Here is a 19,106-nt window from a genome sequence, read left to right on the forward strand (position 1 = left end):
TTACTGAGATCTCGTGCGCCAGCGCCCCTCTCGCCAATGAGCTTCTTGTCTCTTTTCCTCAATACCGTGAGGCCAAGAGCGATCCTGACCATGCCTTTTGGTCTTCGGTATCCGCTCGGCAGATGCTCAGGCAATCTCGCGAGATCGAGCATAGCCTGGCACCAGCCATGGTTTTCTTGCCTCACTGTGCCTAAGTCAATTTAAAAAGCAATTTGCCAACAAAAAAGGGGTTGTCATGATTTTTCGGGCACTGATTGCCGGGTTTCTGGCATTGGTAAGTATTTCTGCATCGGCGGATTACCCGCCAAGCTTCGACGCGGCCAAGCGACAGGTATGGCAGATCTACAAGGACAACAGGTTTGATCAGTACTGCGGTTGCGCACTTGGCTCACGAAATGCCCCAGATCTTGCTAGTTGTGGGTACACACCCCGCAAGAACGCCAAGCGAGCCAGTCGCACAGAGATCGAGCACGTCGTGCCAGCCGAAAACCTTGGTCGGCAATTCGCGTGCTGGAGGCAAGGGGGGCGAGATCATTGCAACGCCACGGATCCGGCCTTCAGAGATGCCCACAACGATCTGGTTAACCTGATCCCGGTAGTTGGCGAGGTCAATGGTGATCGATCAAATTTCAGATTCGATGAATTGCCTGGTGGGTATGGGCAGTACGGGCAATGCCAATTCAAGGTTGATTTTGCTACGCGCCGAGCAGAACCGCCACCAAGCATGAAGGGCGACATTGCGCGCATTCATTTCTATATGCGAGACCGGCACGGGCTCAAGCTTTCCTCGCAGCAGGAGCGCCTGTTGTCGATCTGGGATCGCCAGGATCCAGTCAGCGAGTGGGAGAAAATTCGGGATTCCCGAATTTACAAGCTACAAGGGTTCAGCAATAACTATGTCTCCGGAAGGCGTGCTGAGCAGGTGTTTCATAACTCATCCCCTGAGCAACCTGCTTTTTCCGCAGGCCCTGTGGTCGCTCAGGGCTCGGGCGATTTCAGCTGCGAGCGAAAAACCTGCAAGGCAATGACTACATGCGCTGAGGCCAGGCATCAGCTTCAGGTGTGTGGCAATCGATCACTGGATCGAGACGGTGATGGAACGCCTTGTGAGGCGCTTTGCCGCTAAATTGAGGCCAGCCGCGTTCGATTTAACGTGGTTATAAAGCGCATATATTGACACCATAACCTCAATATGGTGTCATGCTTAGTCAGGACACTCTTTTTGGCGCGCCAGTCGTGCCGACCAAACATGAGGACTGCCATGTGCAATTGTTGTCATTCGCGAAAAAAACGCTGCCATTAGCGATTCTGGCGGTTGCATTTGCTGGGTGCGTAGGTACTACCGAGCACCAGCAATACAGTCAGGCCGTACAGGACTCGGCGACTGAGCCGCATAAAACCGCAGGGCAGGCTGTTAGCGCAATCGAAGCAAGCTTGAAGGTTGGCTACATGGAGCGACTATCTAGGGAGATCAGGCGGATCGTTGACATTGGAAGCCGGTCTACAGAGCCTGAGGCCACCCAGGCGCCAGCACAGATAGCCAAAAAGCACATCCCCCTAGGCGCTGCGATCTCTGCGGCAATCGGCCATGATAGAAAGAAAATCCAACCAGTCGTAAGCGAGATCAAGAAAAGTGCCGTTGATCACGGTGTCCCCGCAACACTCTTGGCGGCACTGATCCAGAGAGAGTCGAGCTTCAGTCAAAGCGCAGTATCAAAGAGCGGGGCAATTGGCCTATCTCAAATCATGCCCAAGATCTGGGGCAGACATTGCAAGAGCATTACAACCATCTCAGGAAATGTCGACTGCGGTGCCAAGGTCTTGTCGATTTACTACCAAGAAACGGGGAGCTGGGAAAAGGCGCTAGCCTTTTACAATGTGGGGCCAGGCAACTACAACAAATCGCAGAGGATGAGAAGCATTGGTTATCGGTATGCCAATGACATCCTGAAGAGTCAGAAGGGGATCGAACGAGAGCTTGCGCTCCTTACCGAGTAGGTGGGGGCATTGCCATCCTTGGCAAAAAAGAGGTTTTAGTCTTTTTTCATGATGTCCGGGATGGCTCTCAAGCGCACCACTTTGCCAGAGGTCTGGGAAAGTTCGGCTTGCTGCTTGATCATGGCATTGCTGCGCTGCTTGTTGATAGCAACCTTGCGCTCATAGAGGGCTTCAGCAAGATCAATCATGGGGCGTACGTGAGCCTGCAAGCAGTTTCCTGCCTCAACGATCACGATCATGGCCTGCTGAAGCAGGTCGACAACCGACCGGTAGTCATTGGCATCAACGACACGGCTGGCAAGCTCTTTGCTGAGACCGACATGGTTGTACCCTGGATCGCGAAGCAATTCGGAGATCGGAATCTTGCACAGAATCTCCTCATCGTTCTCGTATGCAAGGAAGATGTCTTGCTCGATTTCGTCGCATTCGTGCTCAAGGCGAACATTTTCAAGCGTTTTGCACATGCGCTCGGCGCAGCTAAGCATGCCTTCGGCAAATTCAAAACCGCTCGTCGTTGAGCTGCAAACGAATTGCAAAACCTTGAGCACGTGAGAGAGTGAGTCGGGGTTGATGACCAGGCTGATTTGCCCGGATTCTGTCATCTCAAGGCCCTGGAATAGGGGGCCCATGATTTTTTCGAGGGATTTGATGTTGTCTTTCTGGACGGCCAGAGGGTCGTCACTTTCTTTGGCATTGCGGCTGTTGCGCTGCATGAATTCAACGTGGTGCGTGAGATCTTCAGCCATTCGCCCGATTTGCTGACAGTGAATGCTCACTTCAGCCGTCTGGAATTTCCAAGTCTGCTCAGCGATCAGGGCGTTATCAGAGTACCCTTTGGCGCTGTTGTTGGCAGCCCACATGGATTCGACTTGCTCGTAGTCGATGTGGTATTTGTATCCGTGTCCGTAATCCATTTGCTCTCCCCTGGCACTACATCTGTTCAGCGCCAACGGAAGAAATATACGGCGACAAAATGAAGGCGTCAAGGTTCCGTTTGTCGCATCAAAAAAAATGTATGGATAGCATTCAGAAAGTTTGCAGAAGATAAACTTGTCAATTGGCTCCATTCAATGCGATCATGAGGTGATTCAACATTCTAATGCGAGAGCACTGCACATGACCAACAAGCTTGAAATCGCCGTTTCTGGCAATACTTTCCAAATCGAAATCCGCGCCAATGAGGGCAGCTACCGCGCCTTCATCAAGGAAACTGTGGATGGCGTCGCCCTACCGGTGCGCATGGGCTTCATTGACTTCGTTGGCAATGAGGGTAATCAGTTCATGGTGCTCAAGGCACCGATTCGCCAGAAAGACGCTGATGGCCAGTTCTTGACGCGTGCACGCCAGAAGGATGGCAAGTTCGTCGATGGCAATGGCAAGGAAGTCGCAACCGAATCCGAAGCTGCCCGCGAGTTCGTGTACCTCACTCAGCGAAATGACGAATCCAAGCTGGTCTACGCCCAGATCGGAACACTGAACGTCAAGAACACCAAGGCCGACAACACGCCGACCGCCATGACGCTGATCAGCGCCAAGATCTACAGCGACGACGAAGCGCTGAGCGCTGAACGCATCAGCTATAAGATGTCGGCTGCTGGCAAGGATCATCCGGACTACGCCAAGCTGGCTGCCGAGATCAAAGAGGTTCGCCGCAGCACTGGCACCTGGCACAATTTCTTCATCAACTCAGGCGCAGAGATTCTTCGCGAAAAAGGCTTTGAGGTGCGAGTGAAGGAGCGCAACGACTCGCCGTCGCCACAGGCGTGATCGCCTGGAATGTGGAAAGGCCCGCGTAAGCGGGCTTTTTTGTGTGCAAACAATGGAAAACAAGGCTCTGCAAGACCCAGTGTTTAAGAAAACCCTTCAGAATCAACGGGTTGGGCATTCAGGAAAAACTTTTTTAAGTATTTAAATAAAAGTAATTGACACGGGAGTATAGGATCCTTATACTGTGACACATGGAGAGGGCAATGACCCTTCCAGATGTAAACCGAATCCAACGCGAGGAAATACCTGTATGAACCGTCAAATCGCTCAAGGCAATCTGGTCTCTGCCGCTTCCGTCACCACTGGCAAAAATGGTCGCGATATGCTGGCCCTCACCATCGCCTGCAACCAGGGCAAAACCGCAGCTGGCGATGATATCGTCGAATACTTCCCGGTCTTCGTGCACGGCAAGAAAGGCTTTGCCGACAACATGAAGGAATACCTGGGCAAGGGCGCTGCTGTCACCGCCATCGGCAAGCTGAAGCTGAGCCGTAGCGAGAAGGACGTCAACGTCTACACCAACAGCCGCATCGAAGTGCAAAAGCTGTCCGACGTGCGCCTGTCCGGCTCCAAGACCACCACTCCGGCTGCTGCCGCTGCTGCTGGCCAAGTCGATCAGTCGGTGCACGAAGCTGCTGCCGCTGCAACGGATGCCGCCGCGAGCGCTGATCCGCTGCCGACTCCGGACTACGACAGCTTCGACGATGACATTCCGTTCTAACGAATGATAATCATTCTCATCATTGGTGGGGGTGACGGGATAGAAAGGGCCTTCGGGCCCTTTTTTTGTGCGTGATGATTAATTCCAATCACGAACTATTGACAGAATGTCAAAGCTGAGTAAACTGGCTGGCATTCGACACGGAGTTCAGCATGAGCCAGACCAAAAGTTTTACGTTCTCCCTTTCTCGCGCCATGAAGGTGAGCGAGCGCCTTATTCGCGAAGCCGACAAGCATGCCTCCGAGGCTTCTCGCATGGCTGTGCCGCTGGCCATTAGTCTGCCTGAGCAGGTTAGCCAGGTTGAGCGCCAATCCGAGCAGCTCAAGTCGGCATTGAGCCGGATCGCTGTTTGCGAGCAGGCAATCACGGATATCCGTATTGCGATTGCAAAGGAAAATGACAATATCGGCATCCATCCGCTGCTGACTCGGCACAAATTGATGATTCGAGAGCGCCAGCGCTTGGAAGGCGTGCTCAATTTCGTTGAGTCAAGTCGCAACCGCGCATCACTCACAGCTGATCAGGCCGTGGCAGTGCTTGGTCGCGCTGCTGGTGGCGATGCTGTTGAAAGTGTTTCGGTCAATATCGCGCCGGATGTGTTGCGCGATGAACTCAAAGCCAAGATCGACAGTCTGAGCGCGCAAATCGATGCGCTGCTTGATCAGCAGAACGATCTGAATACCAAGGCGCGAGTCACTGTAGAGCTGGATACCGATCTGGCCGCTGCGGTAGGCTTGGTCTAAAGGCTTGTCCACCTGGGGTGATCCGAAAGCCCGATAAGGGTCATCCCGCCCTCGCGGGGGTGGACAGTGGAGACGGGCGGTTGCCTTACTAACTGGCGCTCGCAAGAGCATCTTAAAGCTGTTTTACGACCCAAAAACCCAAAGCCTAGTATGGCTGTCGTCAGTTATGGGGTCGAAACGCAACCATATCTGTTTTTGGTCTTGAGTGATTTGTCAATACTAAAGGCACCAGCCGCCCTCGGGCGGCTTCTTCATTTATGAGTTATGGTTTTTCCTCTTATCAAAACAAAAACATGGCAAACAAAAGATTTTAAGTAAATCGAAAAATAGTTATTGACACGAGAGTATAGGATCCATATACTGTGACACATGGAGAGGGCAATGACCCTTCCAGATACGAACCGAATCCAACGCGAGGAAACACCTGATGAACAAGACTCTCCTGACCGGCAACCTGACCGCCGCTGCCCGTATCAACGCGGTAAACGAAAAGCTGGACGCCGTGAGCTTCACCGTGGCCTGCAACGATGGCTACATGGGCGCTGACAACAACTGGGTTGACCAGGTCGAATACGTCGACTGCACCCGCTTCGTCGAGTCCGGCAAGGGCCAGAAGCTGGCTGACCTGCTGACCAAGGGCCGTGAAGTCGAAGTCGAGGGCGCTCTGCAATCGGCCAAGCCTCGCACTGGCACCGATGGCAAGGTGTACCACAACAAGTTCGTCCGCGTCGAAGAAGTCAAGCTGGGCCGCAAGCCTGCGCCGAAGGAAGCGCCCGCTGCCGAGTAATCGCAACGGTGTGAACAAGAAGGGGTGACTTAGGTCGCCCCTTTTTATGGGACAAGGGAAAGGATTTGAAAATGGGTCAAAAGCAAATCAATCAACTGGCCACAGAGTGGCTTGAAGGTGACAAGGACAAGCGCACCAGCATTCAGCATAAGCTGCGTGGCTCAACGGGGCTCAATGCTCTGCTCGACGCGATTGCCGCCAAACTCCCGACAAAGGCCTGATCATGTCAAACACCCTCGTAATTCGCGTAATGAGCACAATGCTGCTCAATGGTCGTGCTGAAGGCCCTGTTGTCGTCACAGCCAGCGATGCGTACGGAAGCGCATATCGGGACAACTGGTCGGGGGATAAGGACTTCCTTGAGGCGTTCCCGACGCAGCAAAGCCTGATCAATGAAGTCGCTGGCTGGGAAGAGTTGAGCTTCGAAGGCACCAATGACAGCGACAATGAGTTTGGGATCGCTATCGAGGGTGTCACCAATATCATCATTGAGGGCTACCCCGTTGATGGGGTGTTCGCCAGCTAGTGGATCGCATGCATGCAGCTCTAGGGAATCGTCACTTCCCCCTGGGGCTGCTTTCATGTATTTAGAGTGGTTGGAAGACTGAGCGCAGCATCATCAATGATCTCTACTGAAGGGCATCACCATGAGCCGTCATGCTTATTTTAAAAGCCAACTGATCGGCTTTTACTTCACGATCAATGATTGTGCGGCTGACGTGGACGTTGAGTCTGATGTCTATGCTGCTGCCTCAAAGATTCATCACCAGGCCTACCAGCTGCTGGAAAAGACGCTGCCAAATCAGCCTTTCTGGGTCAAGCGGGATGCCGATAATCCAGAATTTGAGCATTTTCCTTACGAGCTCTGTGAGGAGTCGTACGAAACTGATTCACACAAGGATCTGATGACATTCAGCTACTGGCTGTATAGCGTTCAGCCTGTGGAACAAGAGGATGCGAAAGCGATGCTGATGGAGATCAGGACAGCTTACCTGGCAACGGCTGCCGTGCTCGGCGGGTCAGTGCGCCTCGTCGGCGTTGAAGCTCAAGTAACAGAGCAGGTAGTGACGACCAGCGCATATCATATCGACTTGGAAGCAGATGAGGCGCCTTGCACAGATAGCAATGGCAATTAATTGTTGACTTGAGAGTATAGGATTAATATACTCAAGATAGCTTAAAAGGAATCACCCTCGCGTCTTCTGGCGCACGATCAAGTCCTCCGCGTTGGACTGGTCTTTAGAGCCCTCCGGGGCTCTTTTTTTTGGGCACAAAAAAGCGTGGAAAAAAATCATAGGAAACTGAAATATTTTATTGACAAGTATCTCAAGTATAATTATATTACACATGCACTGGCGGAACAGCCAAAGTCAAAACCCAACGCATTAAAGGATGGATCTTATGAATATCAAGAAAATCGCTGAGTACCGTGAACTCCAGGCCAAGCTGGAGCAGATGCAAAAAGATCGCGACCAACTGGCTCCGGAAGTTTCCGTGGCAATCCAGTTCCTGGAGAAGGTCGAGGCTGAAGCCAAGGAATTGGGTCTGAGCCTGGTCGAAGTGGCTCTGTATCTGGCTCCGGAACTCAAGGTCGGCGCTCCGGAAAAGACCGCCAAGCAGCGCAAGCCGCACAAGCCGCGCGAGATGAAGGTGTACGTCAACCCGAACACCCAGGAGCGCATCGAGACCAAGGGCGGCAACCACAAGCTGCTCAAGCAGTGGAAAGCCGAGCACGGCGGTGATGTAGTCGAAGGCTGGCGCGAAGTCGACACCGAAGGCGAAAAAGAAGTCGCCTGACGGCATGACGGAAAGCCCCTTTCGAGGGGCTTTCTGCTTTGTGGGGTTGCTGTTAGGTTTTAGAAATTTCAATAAAGGAAAAAAATCATGGGCAGACAGGAATCTATTCAAGAAGAATTCCCGATCTGGCGATTTTCTTTTGCAGTGATGATGCTTGCTCTGACAGCTGCCGCGACAGTTTTTTTTACAACAGCATATCTGCGTGGTAGCAGCTTGAGTGGTCACATTGCGTTGCTGTCGGGATATCTTGCCTGCAATTGTTTTGTGGGCGTGCGCACCTTGTACCAAAAGCATCTTGCCGATGCGATTCAGCCGGGCTTTTCCTCGCACCATTAATTAGAAGGGCGGGTGAAAGCCCGTTTCTCTGTGGGGGTTCTCATGAATTCTTTACGCTCAATCCACGCTCTTTTTGTGCTGTTATTCTCACTGATTTTCTTGGTATTCGTTGTCAAGGCGGGGCCTCTCGTTTATCAGGTCTACGCCGTTCGCAATTCCTACCTGCTCGTGATCTCTGTGGCCTTGTGTCTGTCGGTCGTTGCAAGCTTTGCGCTAGTCATTGGCGTTCTACTTACCAGTTTTGGCTCCAGCCGCGAGCAGGCTTCTGATGAAGCGCGTGTTTAAGCGAGTCGAGCAATTGCTCACCTGGCTCATGATCATTTTGGTCGTATGCCTGGTGTGTGCCTGGGAGCGTATTTTCCCGCCTATCGGCTCGGACAAGCCCAGGGCCTACGAGTGAGTAAGTGGTACTGGATCACTCATGACGGCCTGGGTTAGACTAAAACCTGTGCTGAGATGAACAGGCGCATGGTGCGCATTGTTTGATCATATGAGGTGATTACATGAGTGCTGAAGCAAAACCCGTAATGAGCTGGGACGAGTCGGTTAACGATGAGATGGATGGTGATGATTTCCTGAGTGACACAGAAGCTCAGGATGTACCGAAGGCATGCTCGCTTGACAATCCTGATTGTGAAGCCTGTCAATAAATGCGTATCGAAATGATGGTCATCCGCACCAGCATTTAAGGGGATAAGAGATGCAAAAGCTTTCTAATACCGAGCGATTGATCGCAGACCTTGAAAATGCTGAAAAGCTTGGCCATCAGTCAGTGCATTTCATGACCGGCAAGAATACGGGCAATGGCCCCTCGGTTGTAGCAGCGCTGGCAAGGCGCGGTTTCGATGTAACGCGCTCGGGGTCAGGCTATCTGCTTCGTCGTGGATCTGTGCAAGCCTGATGTCTAAATCAAAATATTGACAGCGGCAACAATGCCTAGTAAGCTCTAATTTTGATTGGGCAATTTTACTTGCTATTCCACCTGACGCGTGAGGTGTTCTATGCGTGATGACTACCAAGGCTTTTAGGTCTTCATAAAAACCGCTCCGAAAGGGGCGGTTTTTGTTTGTATCGGATTGACATTCTAAATTGTTGTGCTACAATAATTGGAAATCGGGATCAAGGGGTTCATCATGGCCTACGTCGTACAGCGCAGCTACAACAAGCATGGCCGAGATTACCTTCATGCCTGGTGCGATGAATGGGGCACCTCGTGCATGATTTCGAAGAAGATGGCCATGACGTTTGATACCGAGGCTGAGGCCGCAGCGGCAGCAGAGAAGGCTCAGGCGGTATGCAAGGGCGCTGATGGCAAGCCAGCAATTGGCTACACCTTCACCCCGGTCGCACTTTAATCCTGTCAGCAAGAGGGCTTCATAATGAGCCACCTGACCGATGAGGTCTTGATTTCCATGGCGCTGTCTCAGTGGGCCAACCACATCGAGACAGGCAACCGGACTGTTTCGGCAGAAAATGCCAAACTCATGGGGCATGAGGAGCAGGCGCTGACCGATCAGCAGCGCAAATTTGCCCAGCGTCTCCGCGATCTGGCCAAGACGGCGTTAAGGGCAGAGAATGGGCGATAGGTCGAAGTCTGCTGTATCCATTGTCTTTCTGCTGATCGTAGCGCTAGCGAGCGCTCTGGGGCCTGAAACGGGAAGCAATCCTGCGACTGGCGTCATTGATCAGCAAAGCTATCTTCCGTAGCATCTCAACGCGCATCCGCTAAGGTGAATTTCATGTCAAATGATGTGATCAGTATCCACGAGGAAAGCTCCTGCAACTGCAATCATGCTTGCAGTTGCCCGGCTTACGACTCGCTGGTGTTCAGGGTCAATGGTATTGGCGGTTATGGGTCGGGAGAATGGGTTGAGTCCATGGGCACTCCCTCGCGCCGTTTCTTCGCCTGCAAGTTCATGGGCCTGGAGTTCGAGGCAAGGAACAAGGCCGATGCGCAGCGCCAGCTCGCTGAGCGCTTCAGTGGATTCAATCATGTAAAGGTAAAGGATTGAGCCGATAATGTGGCGCCAGGTGATACCTTATACAGGATAAGGTGTTACCGGATAAGCGCTTATGAACATCGCCCAAAGGCCACACGACTAAAATACTCGCTTCGGCGGGTATTTTTTTTGGATGCAAAAATATTCTTCAAATATGTAGCACAACTATTGACGATATTAAGATACCTGGTATACTAGGCACCAGATTCAGGAGCATACCTGAGCAGCTTTCTCTGACCAGTCATTCTAGGTGCAACCATGAGCAAAACCACTTCTACTGTCGCCAAACCTTATGCAATGAGCCATCTGAATATCATCCTCGATGACAACCAGGGTGGTCATGCTGTCAAATGCATCCGCATCAAGGGCCATCCGATGAGCCAGAGTGGGTACGCTCGCGCGGTGAAAGAGATCTCCAAGACGGTCAGCAACGGAAACAAGATCCTTGCGGCCAGCATGAGCCTGATCAGTGAGCAGCTCAAAGAGCAGTGCTGCCGAGTATTCCAGCCAGACGTATTCAAATCGATCTGATCCTGGCGATAGAAGAGCCCGCGCCTGCGGGCTTTTTGCGATTATCGTTTAATTTCAATTGGCACGATTTAATTTTAAAATGTTGTGCCACAAGTATTGACGGGTTACGGTATGCTGAGTATACTAGAACCCATAGCCGCAAGATAGCGGCCACAACCAACGCGAGGATGATCGAATGAGCCAGACTGACCTGATGGACAACGTAGGTGTCGCCGAGCAATACGGGCTTTCCACCACCCTGGAACTCAACTATGTGGCTGGCGCTGGCAAGGCTGCCATGAAGAAGATCGGCACTGCAAACGACCTGTTCATGGTCGATGCGCGCAAGCTCAAGATCAAAGAGGGCTTCAACACCCGAATCAAGGATGCAACCTATTGGGAAAAGGTTGAAAAGCTGGCGCTGTCGATGAAGGAAAACGGCTTCTACCGCGATAAGCCTCTGGCTTGCATCGTGGCCAAGGAGGGCGGTGAAGATGTGATTTACGTCGTCGAGGGTGGCCGTCGCCGTGATGCGGTGCTCATGCTCATGTCCTGGATGAAGCCCGATGGCGCCGACCTGTTCCGTGTTCCGGCAGTAATCAAGGATCGCGAAACCTCCGAAGTCGATCTGGTGTACGGGCTGGCGCAGGGCAATAACGCCGAACCGTTCCGCCCTTATGAGATGGCAGTGCTGGTCAAGCGTCTCAAGCAGGTTTACGGTCAGACCGAGCAGCAGATTCTGACCAAACTCGATGGCATCGTGTCGGCCAGCTACCTGAACCACTTGCTGATCGTCTCCGGCGCCCCTCGCAAGATTGCTGACTTGATCATCAGTGAAAAGCTGTCCGTGACCCAGGCCGCTCAACTGATGCTCAAGCACGGAAGTGATGCGGTGTCGATCCTTGAGCAGGCAGAGGCCAATGCCAAGGCTGAAGGCAAGGAAAAGATTACCAACCGCTTCATGCCTGGCAAGCGTCTTGAGGCTGCGTTGAAGAAAGAGGCTGGCGAGCTTTACAAGTCTGCCAAGCAGGTCATGGAAGACCCAGGTTTCGCCGGTCTTTCCGAGGGCACCCGCGCGCTGCTGGAGGATCTGATGAAGGATCTGGCCAAGGCTGAGGATGCTCAGCTGCCACTGGATCAGGCGAACGATGCAAGCATGGGCGATACAGACGCAAACGTGGCCTAAGGGGATGTGCCGAGGGGAAACCCTCGGTCTCTTTATTTGTCAATACCTTCTGTATATAATAAAGCAAAAAGAGGTTTATATGTCTTTCGTGCAAAAATTCAAAAAATTCTTGGCCAATGCCTTCGATCAAGGCGTTGCTCAGGCTCAACCGTTGACCGAGGTTCAGCTTTCAGGCTTGCTGGCGCAGATTTCAGCGGCTGGCGCCGGTCATACCTCTGCAACGCTTGCGCAGGCACGCGGCATCCAGAACATTCGCCAGGGTGACTGCCGTCGCGCGGCAAAGGCTGCATCCCGTGCGATCAAGCAGCGCCGGCAAGGCAGGACGGCGAAACGGGGAAGAAATCTGGATATCTCAAGTTTTCTTCCGATCCATCGAGCGATCTAAACTCTAAGACAAGGCCTAAGGGCCTTGTTTCGGTTATTCAGGAGCTACTTCATGAATGTCACTCAAAAACAGATTCTCCAGAACGTTTTGGATAAGGATCAGGGGCACTGGGTGATGGTCGGTCACAAGCGAGAGTGGCAGGCAGGGGCGAAACTGGTTGAGGCCGGCATTCTGAAGGTGGTGGTCGTAAAGCGCCGCGATTCTGATGGTGAGGTATGCGGCCACTTGCTACAGTTCAATATCTAGGGTGTATCAGGTGGGGGACGCATGGAACTCAAGCAGGATGAGGTAAAGACGCTCGGCGGCAACGTGTTCCGAAAGTTGCGTGAGCAGGCGGGGTGTCAGGAGCTTGAATGCACGCACTTTGCCGGGCTTGAAGATCTTGGTGACGGTATTTGCGTTGGGCATTTGGGGCAAAAGCTCTGGGTTGCCAATTATTTCGCCAGGCACTTCAAGGGCGAGGGTGAGCATTTTAGATCGGAGGTGCTATGAACTTTTGGGGCCTGTGGGGATGAGTATTGAACTTGATGAGGGTGATGTCTCACTCCAGAAAACATTTACCCTGGAAGGCAAAACGCCTGAGGGGGTAGTCACCGCAATGTTTAAGCCACCGAAAGGTGAACGCTTTGTCGTCATGCTGCTGGGATCAATTCCCAATGGTCAGGAGCTTACACGCGAAGGCGTGGAGCGCATGCTTGATGACATCGGCTTCAAGCGCAAGGATGCCGAGTAATGGCGCGGCGGTCAGCCTCAGGGTTGGCCGTTAGGGGATCGCCCCTTCAATCGTAGATTGGCTCGCTCGTTTCGTTTCCTCCGGGCTTTGAAATGTAATACCTGCCCTCTGTCGACATGATCCCGGTTGGCTTTCGCAGCATTCTCTGATCAAAACCACCAGGAGCGAAGCTTCCGTCTCATTTCGGCCTTCAGGCGGCTAGTGTGAATGCCTGGCGCCTGGGCTATCCATATGCATCAACTAAAATAGTGGTTGCATTAAATAATTGTTGTGCTACAATAAATAAAACGAATCCAGGGGCTGGTATGGACATTCTTCCGCTTTTTGTTGATCACTACATCAAGACACTTTTGTGGTCTACGTCTGGTGAAAACTCCGAAGACCTCAGTGCTTATGAGCTAAGTGAGTCGGCGAAAATGGAGATTGCTGAAGAGTGTCAGCAATTTATTTTTGACAATATTGAAAACATCAAGAAAGCCGAAGCCGTTTACGGCCTTCAAATGGTTGCCCATGATTTTTGTCTGACCCGAAATGGTCACGGAGCTGGTTTTTGGGATGGGGATCTTCCGAGTGAGCTTGGGGAGGCACTTACCAAGGCAACAAAGGCATTCGAGCAACAGGATGCCTACGTGGGCGACGATGGGCTGGTTTACGTTTAAGCCGCGTGCGTGGCGAGATAACAGTCGGGCGAACGAGCCTGCTTAAGGTGATTGAAGTGGACAGAGCGACATCAGATAAATCAACGCGGGGCCGTAAGGCGTTACCCGAACAATTGCGCCAGAGCGGGATGATTCGTGAGCGTGTAACGCCGGGTGTTGAAGAGTTGTACACCAAGCTTGGCGGGAAGCTCTTTATGCTTGAGGTGCTTAAGCTGCGGGCAAGGGATTACCGTCAGGGGCGTCGCGTAAAGGCGACATTTGTGCCTCAGGCGTGGGTTAATGATCATGCTGTCGATGTCGATGCAGAGGGGCCAACAACATTCGATGTCACCCATATCGTTCTTGCCATGGGCAAGGAGGCCGCGCTCCAGATTCAGGATAACCGCGATTCGAGTGACGTGCTGCGGGAAAGTGACACGGCGCCCAGCTGGATCGGGAATTGGCAAGGGCCTTTTATTGTCCAAGTTGAAGAGTCAATTAAGGACTATTTTGAGGAGTGACGCATGTGCGATGAGATCTGTAACGTTGTTAAGAGCAGTATGCGAAGCGTGATGGATGTGCTGGATTCGGTAAAGCCTCTGGAGGAGGCCGCATCGAGCGATTATGAGGCGTTGCTGGAGTCGGTGATCAAGGAGGCAACCCAGCGGCTTAAAGCCCATCGTGGGCAAGCTGGAGAGGCCTACGAACCCAATGCGCTGGCTTCTCATGGCCTTCAGCTTCGCAGCATTCTCCCGATTCAAGAGATGGCCTACGATTGCGTCGAAAAGGGTCGCTATGATGAAGCATTGCTTCACCTGGGCATGATGGGCGTCTATCTTGGGCGGCTATCGAAAATGCCATTCATGCAGCTTACAGATGCCGATCTGTCAAAGATCAATGAGTCACTCGAACATGAGTGCCGAGACTCGGTTAGTCAAGAGATGCAGAACAAGTGCATGGCGCTGCTGAACAAGCTCAATGCCGTGGTGCAGTCCTAGCTTTTCGCTCGGTCGCAAAAGGCAGACGTGAGAGATCATGGTCTGCCTTTTTTGTTACCAAAATCGAGTAGTCTGGTATAAAAAATAACCCCTAAAGCCGTCAGGCTAGAGGGGTTGTGTGGTGATGTCAGGGGCGGTTAGAAGTCAGGATCCGGCAGGCAATTGCTCATACGGCAATGGGTAATAGCCTCTTCCTCTGAGGTAAACCCTGCGTGCGAGTGAGATTCTGGCGAAAGAATACTTTCCCAGCGCCAGCTGCCGTCATGACCTCGGGTCACTGAGTAGCCTTCTGGAATCATGTCTCGGCTGTTACGCGGGGGCTCTGTGTCATCCAGTTGCAATGGTTCGCCGACCTTTGCCGGGATGGGCTTGTGTTCTGGGTAAAGAGCGCTTCTGATGTCCGCCTCTGGTGCCGACAGGGGGATGATCGCAAGGCAGTCAAATTCTCCAGAATCAGAATATTTTTTGAATTCGCTCTGGAGGTAGTCAGGGTTATCCGACTGTCCGTTTTCATCCATGCAGCTGAGCGCCTCAAGGGCATATTGACCAGGGTAGCGGCACTTGCGCTGGCCAAATAGTACATATACTTCCATTTCGATATCTCCCTTGAGATGGGTTCAATCCAGTGTCAATAGATTGGTTTCGTTCAATTCCGATCTGTATCGAGATACAAAAGGGGCGTAATTGAGGTTGTATTTACAAGCCAAGGCTTTGGCATGCTCAATCGCATCAAGGTGATCGGAAAAGTTCTGATCATTGACGGGCGAGAATTCGTCTCGCTCGTAGGAAACGCAGTGATCGAGGTCGATCACGGTGATCGTCGTGCGATCCATCCCCTTGAATGAAACGAAATAGAACTGGGTCATGACAAATACCTGTCAATACCTATGGGCAATATGGGGTTTTAGCATCTGGAGGTAATCCACGCGAATCCCGAAATTCCTTCGCCATGGCCGCACGACGCATGTCCGAGAGAATATCGAATTCTCGCTCGTATTCGGGGTTAAGGCCGTTGGTTTTGGCGTATGCCGCGTTGACCTTTTTGGCCTGTGCTTGGATCTCTGGGCTTTCAGTCTTCATGGTTCGTCCTTCAGCCTCCAGTCGGCTGGTAGCTGCAAGGGCTTTCGAGCTCTTGCTCTCGATCATAGAGATCCGCGAGCTCGCGACAGCGTGCGCGCAGCTCTTCAAGCTCGGTTTTAGGATCATCCACAACCGGATTATAGCCAACATTTTCAACGTACCAGGCGCAGAGATCAGCCATCGTCATCTCTTCAAAATCAGGCCCGGTGTGACTCAGTGTAGTTGGCATGAAAATGATCCTGTGTGAGCGTGTTAGCGCTTTTGCTTCAGGGTTGATAGCTTGATCAGATTGTAAAGGCATACCAGCATACAGCCGGCATTAAGTGCCCCTAGCACCCAAAATTCAATAAATGCATGACTGTCAGCAAACTCCGAAACCATCGGGATAAATGCTGCTACCAGCGCCAGCAAAAACAGGCATTTCAGAAAAACTCGCCTTGAGCACCTGAATTCGCTCAGGTGCTCAATCGGCAATCCTTTGGTGGAAAACAGCATCTAACCTCACAGCTTTGTTATGTAGAACTTGTTTTCATGTAGAGGGTGGGGTTGTTCTCGGTCGCCTTGAACATCTCGATGGAGTCCAGTCCGTTAAAGGTAGATCCATCGCCTTTTCTTACTTTTTGATCGACCCATGCCCGATGTTTCGCCTGTTCATCAGGAAATCCAAGGGGGAAGGTTTCGCAAAGCTGTTCAAGGGTGAACGGCTCACCCTCTTTTCTGGATGGCGAATGATACATGGCATGCAGATACATGACCAGCTCGGCAGGCGTCGTGCTCAGTGTACAGGCGAGCAGAGTTGCTGCTGGATCCACTTCAAAGCCGGCCCATTCGCAGCGTAGTGACAGCATGCGATAGCTCTGTTCATCCTTGACCTGATCGGTAAGCTCGGCGATGTCGCCATTTTTGGTAGCCATCAGAAGGCTCAGCAGCACCTTGCTCTCTGTCTCACTCATTGGCTTGACTGGGTAGAGAAAAAGAGGTTTGAAGAAGATTTTTTGAGCAATCTGCGTCATGACATTGAGCTTCAGTGGCCGCTTTGTGCTGTCAATTATAACTGTTCACAACCAAATGTCAAGTATTTCTGAAATTTATGTAGCACAACAATAAAAGAATGGGTACAATGACCAGAAACCAAGCGCTGGAGGCATTATGGAGAGCATCAGTATCAGTCTTGAGGCAGAAGGCTATCTGGAGTACGGACGAGATCCGAAAGCCTTTACTCATGTCACCTACATGTATACCTGTGGTGCTAATTACAAGCATGTGAATGATGTTCAAATTCAGGGCGTAATCAGGCCAGAGGTGTTTGCTCATCTGGATTCCGTCCTCTTTGATGGCGAGTGCTTTCTGCCAAGGCAGCTTGGTCTACCTGCACTGTCTCCTGAGCCCTTTGGCGAGGGATACGACGATGAAGTTGACCACTCGCTACACACGGTTGAGCTGGTGTCGTGGGGGCTTAAAAAGGAAGGCGTCAAAATGGCGGCGGTTGATGCGAAGGCGTTCACTGAGAAAGTGATGGCCGTCACCCGAGAGGCTGACTGGGATTTCGTCAATTATGGCTGATAAGCAAGAAAATGATCCGGTGAGAATTCTTATTATTGGCGATTCAGACAATCTGCACACGAAGGCCATGGTCGGGAGGTTGAAAGAAAGTTTTGGCGCAAGGGTTGTCGTCGCAGAGCATGATTGCCGCGCTACTGGTGATCACAGGCAATACATGATCACTCACTCAGAATGTTCACGGGTGAGGGAGATTTCAACAGACCTGTCACCCAAGATGGGCAAGGGGCAGCGCAAGAGAAATCGCAAAAACCGCTGGCGCTGATGGTTTTGCAAACAAATGATTATACCTGTATTGACATTCCTTAATTTATGTGGCACAATAATTAAAAATCGAGGGAGCCATTATGGGCGTAGCATTTGAGGCATTCAGGGATACCCATCATCCCGTGACTGGCGAGGCGGGCTATGATCGCATGGTCGTCAAGGCAAAAACGGCAAAGGAGCTGATTGGCTTTGCGGTAAGCGCTAAAGACAAGCAGTGGCATCTTGAGTCGGTGAACGAAGAATCCAATTCGCTGGTATTGTACAAGCCAAGCGGCAAACAGATTGGCTGGCACGACCCGGATGCTCCGCAAGTGCCTGGAGCGTTGGCGAGCGAGATTCGTAGCGCGATCAGCAGTGCCGAGTTCGTTCAGCGAACCAAGCATCGAATTGCAATGGGTGAGGTGTATGTCATCTGTTCAGATTGCGGCGGAAAAATTGGTAGCGATGATGCAAGGCCCGGAGAAACCGAGGATCGGGTGGTAAGTTGCCCGAAAAAAGATCGGCTTACCGGAAAATGTGGTTATGACGGGTGATAAAACATGGAGCTGTTGATGTATTTTGTGGCGATGGTTGGTGGCTCGATGGATTACGAGCCACAGTTTTTGCTCAAACTGCTGGGGGTGGTTATCCTTGTGACAGTGGTATTGAGTGGTGTGCTTGATTACGTGGGCAAGCGCATGGACAAGAGCAAGTCCCGTGTAGGGTAGCGGGCATTGAAGAGGGTGAGTGCGTGGCCCTAGGGTAGCGCGTATCGCTTGGTGGCCAATCGGTAGCCAGTAGCTGGGGATTAGCGCCAGCCACCTTCTTGAATGCCCGTAATGATTTCAAAATTAAACCCGGTTTTCCGGGTTTTTTTGTAGCACAACTATTGTAAATTAAGCATGTGCTGGTATACTCCAGATACTTAACGAAGAGATCTGATTATGTCTTCCTTGGTTCAAGCTCTGAAAAAACTAGAATCATCGTGCCGCGTGATTCTTTGTGATGGCACGCAATCTTCGTGGATGCTTGCTTTTGTGGCTGGGCGAGATTTTGATCTGTACGACGATGTGCTTGAGCATGCCGATGAGCTAAAGATCGAACAAATGGCGAACCAAGAACTGATCGATGAGGGTGTCTGCTTCATCGCCGTGAAGGATGGCGTACTGGGCATTATTTTCGAAAGTGAGAATCCCGTTATCGAGAGTGATCAGGATAATGAAGATTTCGAGGGGATTGAGCTGGTAACTCGTGCTGAGATGGGTGAGCGCCTGCGAGGGCAAATCAAGCAGGTAAGCGCCATTTATCCGCAGGTCGAGTTCTGCGTGGTGCTTGAGGGCATGTGGGACAATCGATCCGGGGCATGGGGATTCATGCCGTCCGGTGCGCTTGATCACCAACAGCAAGTCGCCCTCGCCAAGGTATTTGGTTACTTGGGCCAAAAGGACTTCGGTCTCTGAGGGTGTTATGAAAAATTCAATCAGCTGCGCCTTCTCAGAGCCTGCGACATCCCTGAAGGGGGTCAAGGGCGAGGCCTGCAATGTCACTCATTGTCAGGCGCCGAAGAGTGCTCATCATTACAATCGGATCACTCAGGCGTGGTACTGCCTTGATTGCGCCA

At 51.9% G+C, this 19,106-nt stretch carries 38 protein-coding genes; 31 read left to right on the top strand and 7 right to left on the bottom strand.

The window, feature by feature from the left end; genetic code table 11:
- Nucleotides 1-235: 235 nt before the first annotated feature.
- Both P5704_026415 and P5704_026420 read left to right on the top strand, forming a co-directional pair.
- Nucleotides 236-1,126: an endonuclease gene (locus P5704_026415; protein WOF81433.1), complete on the top strand. Its 891-nt coding sequence runs from the start codon at nucleotides 236-238 to the stop codon at nucleotides 1,124-1,126.
- A 74-nt stretch (nucleotides 1,127-1,200) separates the two neighbouring features.
- Complete coding sequence (locus P5704_026420; protein ID WOF81434.1) at nucleotides 1,201-1,998, top strand: lytic transglycosylase domain-containing protein; 798 nt, start codon at nucleotides 1,201-1,203, stop codon at nucleotides 1,996-1,998.
- A gap of 35 nt (nucleotides 1,999-2,033) precedes the next feature.
- Here P5704_026420 and P5704_026425 read toward each other — a convergent pair whose 3' ends face one another.
- Complete coding sequence (locus P5704_026425; protein WOF81435.1) at nucleotides 2,034-2,912, bottom strand: hypothetical protein; 879 nt, start codon at nucleotides 2,910-2,912, stop codon at nucleotides 2,034-2,036.
- 136 nt (nucleotides 2,913-3,048) lie between these two features.
- Here P5704_026425 and P5704_026430 point away from each other — a divergent pair, with 136 nt between their 5' ends.
- From P5704_026430 to P5704_026545, 24 genes are all read left to right on the top strand, one after another.
- Nucleotides 3,049-3,765: a hypothetical protein gene (locus tag P5704_026430; protein ID WOF81436.1), complete on the top strand. Its 717-nt coding sequence runs from the start codon at nucleotides 3,049-3,051 to the stop codon at nucleotides 3,763-3,765.
- A 250-nt stretch (nucleotides 3,766-4,015) separates the two neighbouring features.
- Nucleotides 4,016-4,486 (top strand): single-stranded DNA-binding protein, encoded by a 471-nt coding sequence (locus P5704_026435; protein ID WOF81437.1) that lies wholly within the window; start codon nucleotides 4,016-4,018, stop codon nucleotides 4,484-4,486.
- A gap of 152 nt (nucleotides 4,487-4,638) precedes the next feature.
- The gene (locus tag P5704_026440) at nucleotides 4,639-5,229 is read left to right on the top strand and encodes a hypothetical protein (protein ID WOF81438.1); all 591 of its coding nucleotides are present in this window, start codon (nucleotides 4,639-4,641) and stop codon (nucleotides 5,227-5,229) included.
- 427 nt (nucleotides 5,230-5,656) lie between these two features.
- Nucleotides 5,657-6,016, top strand: coding sequence for a single-stranded DNA-binding protein (locus tag P5704_026445; GenBank protein WOF81439.1), 360 nt, complete (start codon nucleotides 5,657-5,659; stop codon nucleotides 6,014-6,016).
- Between the two features lie 71 nt (nucleotides 6,017-6,087).
- Entirely contained in the window at nucleotides 6,088-6,237 is a 150-nt protein-coding gene (locus tag P5704_026450; GenBank protein WOF81440.1) for a hypothetical protein, read from the top strand.
- A gap of 2 nt (nucleotides 6,238-6,239) precedes the next feature.
- Nucleotides 6,240-6,542 carry a hypothetical protein gene (locus P5704_026455; protein ID WOF81441.1) on the top strand — a complete coding sequence of 101 codons (303 nt, stop codon included), beginning with the start codon at nucleotides 6,240-6,242 and terminating at the stop codon, nucleotides 6,540-6,542.
- A 121-nt stretch (nucleotides 6,543-6,663) separates the two neighbouring features.
- Entirely contained in the window at nucleotides 6,664-7,152 is a 489-nt protein-coding gene (locus P5704_026460) for a hypothetical protein (protein WOF81442.1), read from the top strand.
- Nucleotides 7,153-7,417: 265 nt separating this feature from the next.
- A complete protein-coding gene (locus tag P5704_026465; GenBank protein WOF81443.1) occupies nucleotides 7,418-7,813 on the top strand; it encodes a histone-like nucleoid-structuring protein, MvaT/MvaU family in 396 nt (131 codons plus the stop codon).
- An 87-nt stretch (nucleotides 7,814-7,900) separates the two neighbouring features.
- Nucleotides 7,901-8,149, top strand: coding sequence for a hypothetical protein (locus P5704_026470; protein WOF81444.1), 249 nt, complete (start codon nucleotides 7,901-7,903; stop codon nucleotides 8,147-8,149).
- A 42-nt stretch (nucleotides 8,150-8,191) separates the two neighbouring features.
- The gene (locus tag P5704_026475; protein WOF81445.1) at nucleotides 8,192-8,434 is read left to right on the top strand and encodes a hypothetical protein; all 243 of its coding nucleotides are present in this window, start codon (nucleotides 8,192-8,194) and stop codon (nucleotides 8,432-8,434) included.
- A 218-nt stretch (nucleotides 8,435-8,652) separates the two neighbouring features.
- On the top strand, nucleotides 8,653-8,799 hold the full coding sequence (locus P5704_026480) for a hypothetical protein (GenBank protein ID WOF81446.1): 147 nt from the start codon (nucleotides 8,653-8,655) through the stop codon (nucleotides 8,797-8,799).
- A 50-nt stretch (nucleotides 8,800-8,849) separates the two neighbouring features.
- Nucleotides 8,850-9,050, top strand: a complete 201-nt coding sequence (locus tag P5704_026485) for a hypothetical protein (protein WOF81447.1) — start codon at nucleotides 8,850-8,852, stop codon at nucleotides 9,048-9,050.
- 232 nt (nucleotides 9,051-9,282) lie between these two features.
- On the top strand, nucleotides 9,283-9,504 hold the full coding sequence (locus P5704_026490; protein ID WOF81448.1) for a hypothetical protein: 222 nt from the start codon (nucleotides 9,283-9,285) through the stop codon (nucleotides 9,502-9,504).
- A 24-nt stretch (nucleotides 9,505-9,528) separates the two neighbouring features.
- The gene (locus P5704_026495; GenBank protein ID WOF81449.1) at nucleotides 9,529-9,735 is read left to right on the top strand and encodes a hypothetical protein; all 207 of its coding nucleotides are present in this window, start codon (nucleotides 9,529-9,531) and stop codon (nucleotides 9,733-9,735) included.
- Nucleotides 9,736-9,888: 153 nt separating this feature from the next.
- The gene (locus tag P5704_026500; protein ID WOF81450.1) at nucleotides 9,889-10,161 is read left to right on the top strand and encodes a hypothetical protein; all 273 of its coding nucleotides are present in this window, start codon (nucleotides 9,889-9,891) and stop codon (nucleotides 10,159-10,161) included.
- A gap of 246 nt (nucleotides 10,162-10,407) precedes the next feature.
- Nucleotides 10,408-10,680 carry a hypothetical protein gene (locus tag P5704_026505; GenBank protein ID WOF81451.1) on the top strand — a complete coding sequence of 91 codons (273 nt, stop codon included), beginning with the start codon at nucleotides 10,408-10,410 and terminating at the stop codon, nucleotides 10,678-10,680.
- 175 nt (nucleotides 10,681-10,855) lie between these two features.
- Nucleotides 10,856-11,845, top strand: a complete 990-nt coding sequence (locus P5704_026510) for a hypothetical protein (GenBank protein ID WOF81452.1) — start codon at nucleotides 10,856-10,858, stop codon at nucleotides 11,843-11,845.
- Nucleotides 11,846-11,924: 79 nt separating this feature from the next.
- A complete protein-coding gene (locus P5704_026515; protein WOF81453.1) occupies nucleotides 11,925-12,230 on the top strand; it encodes a hypothetical protein in 306 nt (101 codons plus the stop codon).
- Between the two features lie 51 nt (nucleotides 12,231-12,281).
- Nucleotides 12,282-12,476 carry a hypothetical protein gene (locus tag P5704_026520; GenBank protein ID WOF81454.1) on the top strand — a complete coding sequence of 65 codons (195 nt, stop codon included), beginning with the start codon at nucleotides 12,282-12,284 and terminating at the stop codon, nucleotides 12,474-12,476.
- 21 nt (nucleotides 12,477-12,497) lie between these two features.
- Entirely contained in the window at nucleotides 12,498-12,722 is a 225-nt protein-coding gene (locus P5704_026525) for a hypothetical protein (protein WOF81455.1), read from the top strand.
- A gap of 19 nt (nucleotides 12,723-12,741) precedes the next feature.
- Nucleotides 12,742-12,963, top strand: a complete 222-nt coding sequence (locus P5704_026530) for a hypothetical protein (protein WOF81456.1) — start codon at nucleotides 12,742-12,744, stop codon at nucleotides 12,961-12,963.
- Between the two features lie 203 nt (nucleotides 12,964-13,166).
- Nucleotides 13,167-13,622: a hypothetical protein gene (locus P5704_026535; protein WOF81457.1), complete on the top strand. Its 456-nt coding sequence runs from the start codon at nucleotides 13,167-13,169 to the stop codon at nucleotides 13,620-13,622.
- 47 nt (nucleotides 13,623-13,669) lie between these two features.
- Entirely contained in the window at nucleotides 13,670-14,122 is a 453-nt protein-coding gene (locus P5704_026540; protein WOF81458.1) for a hypothetical protein, read from the top strand.
- 3 nt (nucleotides 14,123-14,125) lie between these two features.
- Nucleotides 14,126-14,599 (top strand): hypothetical protein, encoded by a 474-nt coding sequence (locus P5704_026545; protein WOF81459.1) that lies wholly within the window; start codon nucleotides 14,126-14,128, stop codon nucleotides 14,597-14,599.
- Nucleotides 14,600-14,736: 137 nt separating this feature from the next.
- Here P5704_026545 and P5704_026550 read toward each other — a convergent pair whose 3' ends face one another.
- Genes P5704_026550 through P5704_026575 form a run of 6 tightly spaced genes read right to left on the bottom strand, consistent with a single transcriptional unit; the run spans nucleotide 14,737 to nucleotide 16,692 of the window.
- Nucleotides 14,737-15,192 (bottom strand): hypothetical protein, encoded by a 456-nt coding sequence (locus tag P5704_026550; GenBank protein ID WOF81460.1) that lies wholly within the window; start codon nucleotides 15,190-15,192, stop codon nucleotides 14,737-14,739.
- A 24-nt stretch (nucleotides 15,193-15,216) separates the two neighbouring features.
- Entirely contained in the window at nucleotides 15,217-15,465 is a 249-nt protein-coding gene (locus P5704_026555) for a hypothetical protein (protein WOF81461.1), read from the bottom strand.
- A 19-nt stretch (nucleotides 15,466-15,484) separates the two neighbouring features.
- Nucleotides 15,485-15,679 (bottom strand): hypothetical protein, encoded by a 195-nt coding sequence (locus P5704_026560; GenBank protein ID WOF81462.1) that lies wholly within the window; start codon nucleotides 15,677-15,679, stop codon nucleotides 15,485-15,487.
- 10 nt (nucleotides 15,680-15,689) lie between these two features.
- The gene (locus P5704_026565; protein WOF81463.1) at nucleotides 15,690-15,908 is read right to left on the bottom strand and encodes a hypothetical protein; all 219 of its coding nucleotides are present in this window, start codon (nucleotides 15,906-15,908) and stop codon (nucleotides 15,690-15,692) included.
- A 23-nt stretch (nucleotides 15,909-15,931) separates the two neighbouring features.
- Nucleotides 15,932-16,174: a hypothetical protein gene (locus P5704_026570; protein WOF81464.1), complete on the bottom strand. Its 243-nt coding sequence runs from the start codon at nucleotides 16,172-16,174 to the stop codon at nucleotides 15,932-15,934.
- A 17-nt stretch (nucleotides 16,175-16,191) separates the two neighbouring features.
- Entirely contained in the window at nucleotides 16,192-16,692 is a 501-nt protein-coding gene (locus tag P5704_026575) for a hypothetical protein (protein ID WOF81465.1), read from the bottom strand.
- 136 nt (nucleotides 16,693-16,828) lie between these two features.
- On the opposite strand from P5704_026575, the gene P5704_026580 reads away from it, so the two are divergent.
- The 5 genes from P5704_026580 to P5704_026600 all read left to right on the top strand — a co-directional run bounded on the left by P5704_026580 (nucleotide 16,829) and on the right by P5704_026600 (nucleotide 18,945).
- Nucleotides 16,829-17,242, top strand: coding sequence for a hypothetical protein (locus tag P5704_026580; protein WOF81466.1), 414 nt, complete (start codon nucleotides 16,829-16,831; stop codon nucleotides 17,240-17,242).
- On the top strand, nucleotides 17,235-17,504 hold the full coding sequence (locus P5704_026585; GenBank protein WOF81467.1) for a hypothetical protein: 270 nt from the start codon (nucleotides 17,235-17,237) through the stop codon (nucleotides 17,502-17,504). The genes P5704_026580 and P5704_026585 overlap by 8 nt, the downstream gene beginning before the upstream one ends.
- Before the next feature lie 82 nt (nucleotides 17,505-17,586).
- A complete protein-coding gene (locus P5704_026590; protein WOF81468.1) occupies nucleotides 17,587-18,039 on the top strand; it encodes a hypothetical protein in 453 nt (150 codons plus the stop codon).
- A gap of 6 nt (nucleotides 18,040-18,045) precedes the next feature.
- A complete protein-coding gene (locus P5704_026595; protein WOF81469.1) occupies nucleotides 18,046-18,213 on the top strand; it encodes a hypothetical protein in 168 nt (55 codons plus the stop codon).
- A 216-nt stretch (nucleotides 18,214-18,429) separates the two neighbouring features.
- Entirely contained in the window at nucleotides 18,430-18,945 is a 516-nt protein-coding gene (locus P5704_026600) for a hypothetical protein (protein ID WOF81470.1), read from the top strand.
- Nucleotides 18,946-19,106 lie beyond the last annotated feature (161 nt).

This window comes from Pseudomonas sp. FeN3W (genome assembly GCA_030263805.2).
Classification (GTDB): Bacteria; Pseudomonadota; Gammaproteobacteria; order Pseudomonadales; family Pseudomonadaceae; genus Stutzerimonas; species Stutzerimonas stutzeri_G.

What these genes read in the sequence shown, in the direction of transcription:
- P5704_026495 (WOF81449.1), top strand. Translation starts at nt 9,529, where the DNA reads ATGAGCCACCTGACCGATGAGGTCTTGATTTCCATGGCGCTGTCTCAG.
- P5704_026415 (WOF81433.1), top strand. Translation starts at nt 236, where the DNA reads ATGATTTTTCGGGCACTGATTGCCGGGTTTCTGGCATTGGTAAGTATT.
- P5704_026595 (WOF81469.1), top strand. Translation starts at nt 18,046, where the DNA reads ATGGAGCTGTTGATGTATTTTGTGGCGATGGTTGGTGGCTCGATGGAT.
- P5704_026560 (WOF81462.1), bottom strand. Translation starts at nt 15,679, where the DNA reads ATGAAGACTGAAAGCCCAGAGATCCAAGCACAGGCCAAAAAGGTCAAC.
- P5704_026420 (WOF81434.1), top strand. Translation starts at nt 1,201, where the DNA reads ATGCTTAGTCAGGACACTCTTTTTGGCGCGCCAGTCGTGCCGACCAAA.
- P5704_026565 (WOF81463.1), bottom strand. Translation starts at nt 15,908, where the DNA reads ATGCCAACTACACTGAGTCACACCGGGCCTGATTTTGAAGAGATGACG.
- P5704_026505 (WOF81451.1), top strand. Translation starts at nt 10,408, where the DNA reads ATGAGCAAAACCACTTCTACTGTCGCCAAACCTTATGCAATGAGCCAT.
- P5704_026435 (WOF81437.1), top strand. Translation starts at nt 4,016, where the DNA reads ATGAACCGTCAAATCGCTCAAGGCAATCTGGTCTCTGCCGCTTCCGTC.
- P5704_026480 (WOF81446.1), top strand. Translation starts at nt 8,653, where the DNA reads ATGAGTGCTGAAGCAAAACCCGTAATGAGCTGGGACGAGTCGGTTAAC.
- P5704_026510 (WOF81452.1), top strand. Translation starts at nt 10,856, where the DNA reads ATGAGCCAGACTGACCTGATGGACAACGTAGGTGTCGCCGAGCAATAC.
- P5704_026525 (WOF81455.1), top strand. Translation starts at nt 12,498, where the DNA reads ATGGAACTCAAGCAGGATGAGGTAAAGACGCTCGGCGGCAACGTGTTC.
- P5704_026570 (WOF81464.1), bottom strand. Translation starts at nt 16,174, where the DNA reads ATGCTGTTTTCCACCAAAGGATTGCCGATTGAGCACCTGAGCGAATTC.
- P5704_026585 (WOF81467.1), top strand. Translation starts at nt 17,235, where the DNA reads ATGGCTGATAAGCAAGAAAATGATCCGGTGAGAATTCTTATTATTGGC.
- P5704_026450 (WOF81440.1), top strand. Translation starts at nt 6,088, where the DNA reads ATGGGTCAAAAGCAAATCAATCAACTGGCCACAGAGTGGCTTGAAGGT.
- P5704_026490 (WOF81448.1), top strand. Translation starts at nt 9,283, where the DNA reads ATGGCCTACGTCGTACAGCGCAGCTACAACAAGCATGGCCGAGATTAC.
- P5704_026475 (WOF81445.1), top strand. Translation starts at nt 8,192, where the DNA reads ATGAATTCTTTACGCTCAATCCACGCTCTTTTTGTGCTGTTATTCTCA.
- P5704_026520 (WOF81454.1), top strand. Translation starts at nt 12,282, where the DNA reads ATGAATGTCACTCAAAAACAGATTCTCCAGAACGTTTTGGATAAGGAT.
- P5704_026515 (WOF81453.1), top strand. Translation starts at nt 11,925, where the DNA reads ATGTCTTTCGTGCAAAAATTCAAAAAATTCTTGGCCAATGCCTTCGAT.
- P5704_026425 (WOF81435.1), bottom strand. Translation starts at nt 2,912, where the DNA reads ATGGATTACGGACACGGATACAAATACCACATCGACTACGAGCAAGTC.
- P5704_026455 (WOF81441.1), top strand. Translation starts at nt 6,240, where the DNA reads ATGTCAAACACCCTCGTAATTCGCGTAATGAGCACAATGCTGCTCAAT.
- P5704_026460 (WOF81442.1), top strand. Translation starts at nt 6,664, where the DNA reads ATGAGCCGTCATGCTTATTTTAAAAGCCAACTGATCGGCTTTTACTTC.
- P5704_026555 (WOF81461.1), bottom strand. Translation starts at nt 15,465, where the DNA reads ATGACCCAGTTCTATTTCGTTTCATTCAAGGGGATGGATCGCACGACG.
- P5704_026470 (WOF81444.1), top strand. Translation starts at nt 7,901, where the DNA reads ATGGGCAGACAGGAATCTATTCAAGAAGAATTCCCGATCTGGCGATTT.
- P5704_026500 (WOF81450.1), top strand. Translation starts at nt 9,889, where the DNA reads ATGTCAAATGATGTGATCAGTATCCACGAGGAAAGCTCCTGCAACTGC.
- P5704_026590 (WOF81468.1), top strand. Translation starts at nt 17,587, where the DNA reads ATGGGCGTAGCATTTGAGGCATTCAGGGATACCCATCATCCCGTGACT.
- P5704_026545 (WOF81459.1), top strand. Translation starts at nt 14,126, where the DNA reads ATGTGCGATGAGATCTGTAACGTTGTTAAGAGCAGTATGCGAAGCGTG.
- P5704_026550 (WOF81460.1), bottom strand. Translation starts at nt 15,192, where the DNA reads ATGGAAGTATATGTACTATTTGGCCAGCGCAAGTGCCGCTACCCTGGT.
- P5704_026445 (WOF81439.1), top strand. Translation starts at nt 5,657, where the DNA reads ATGAACAAGACTCTCCTGACCGGCAACCTGACCGCCGCTGCCCGTATC.
- P5704_026600 (WOF81470.1), top strand. Translation starts at nt 18,430, where the DNA reads ATGTCTTCCTTGGTTCAAGCTCTGAAAAAACTAGAATCATCGTGCCGC.
- P5704_026465 (WOF81443.1), top strand. Translation starts at nt 7,418, where the DNA reads ATGAATATCAAGAAAATCGCTGAGTACCGTGAACTCCAGGCCAAGCTG.
- P5704_026580 (WOF81466.1), top strand. Translation starts at nt 16,829, where the DNA reads ATGGAGAGCATCAGTATCAGTCTTGAGGCAGAAGGCTATCTGGAGTAC.
- P5704_026530 (WOF81456.1), top strand. Translation starts at nt 12,742, where the DNA reads ATGAGTATTGAACTTGATGAGGGTGATGTCTCACTCCAGAAAACATTT.
- P5704_026485 (WOF81447.1), top strand. Translation starts at nt 8,850, where the DNA reads ATGCAAAAGCTTTCTAATACCGAGCGATTGATCGCAGACCTTGAAAAT.
- P5704_026575 (WOF81465.1), bottom strand. Translation starts at nt 16,692, where the DNA reads ATGACGCAGATTGCTCAAAAAATCTTCTTCAAACCTCTTTTTCTCTAC.
- P5704_026440 (WOF81438.1), top strand. Translation starts at nt 4,639, where the DNA reads ATGAGCCAGACCAAAAGTTTTACGTTCTCCCTTTCTCGCGCCATGAAG.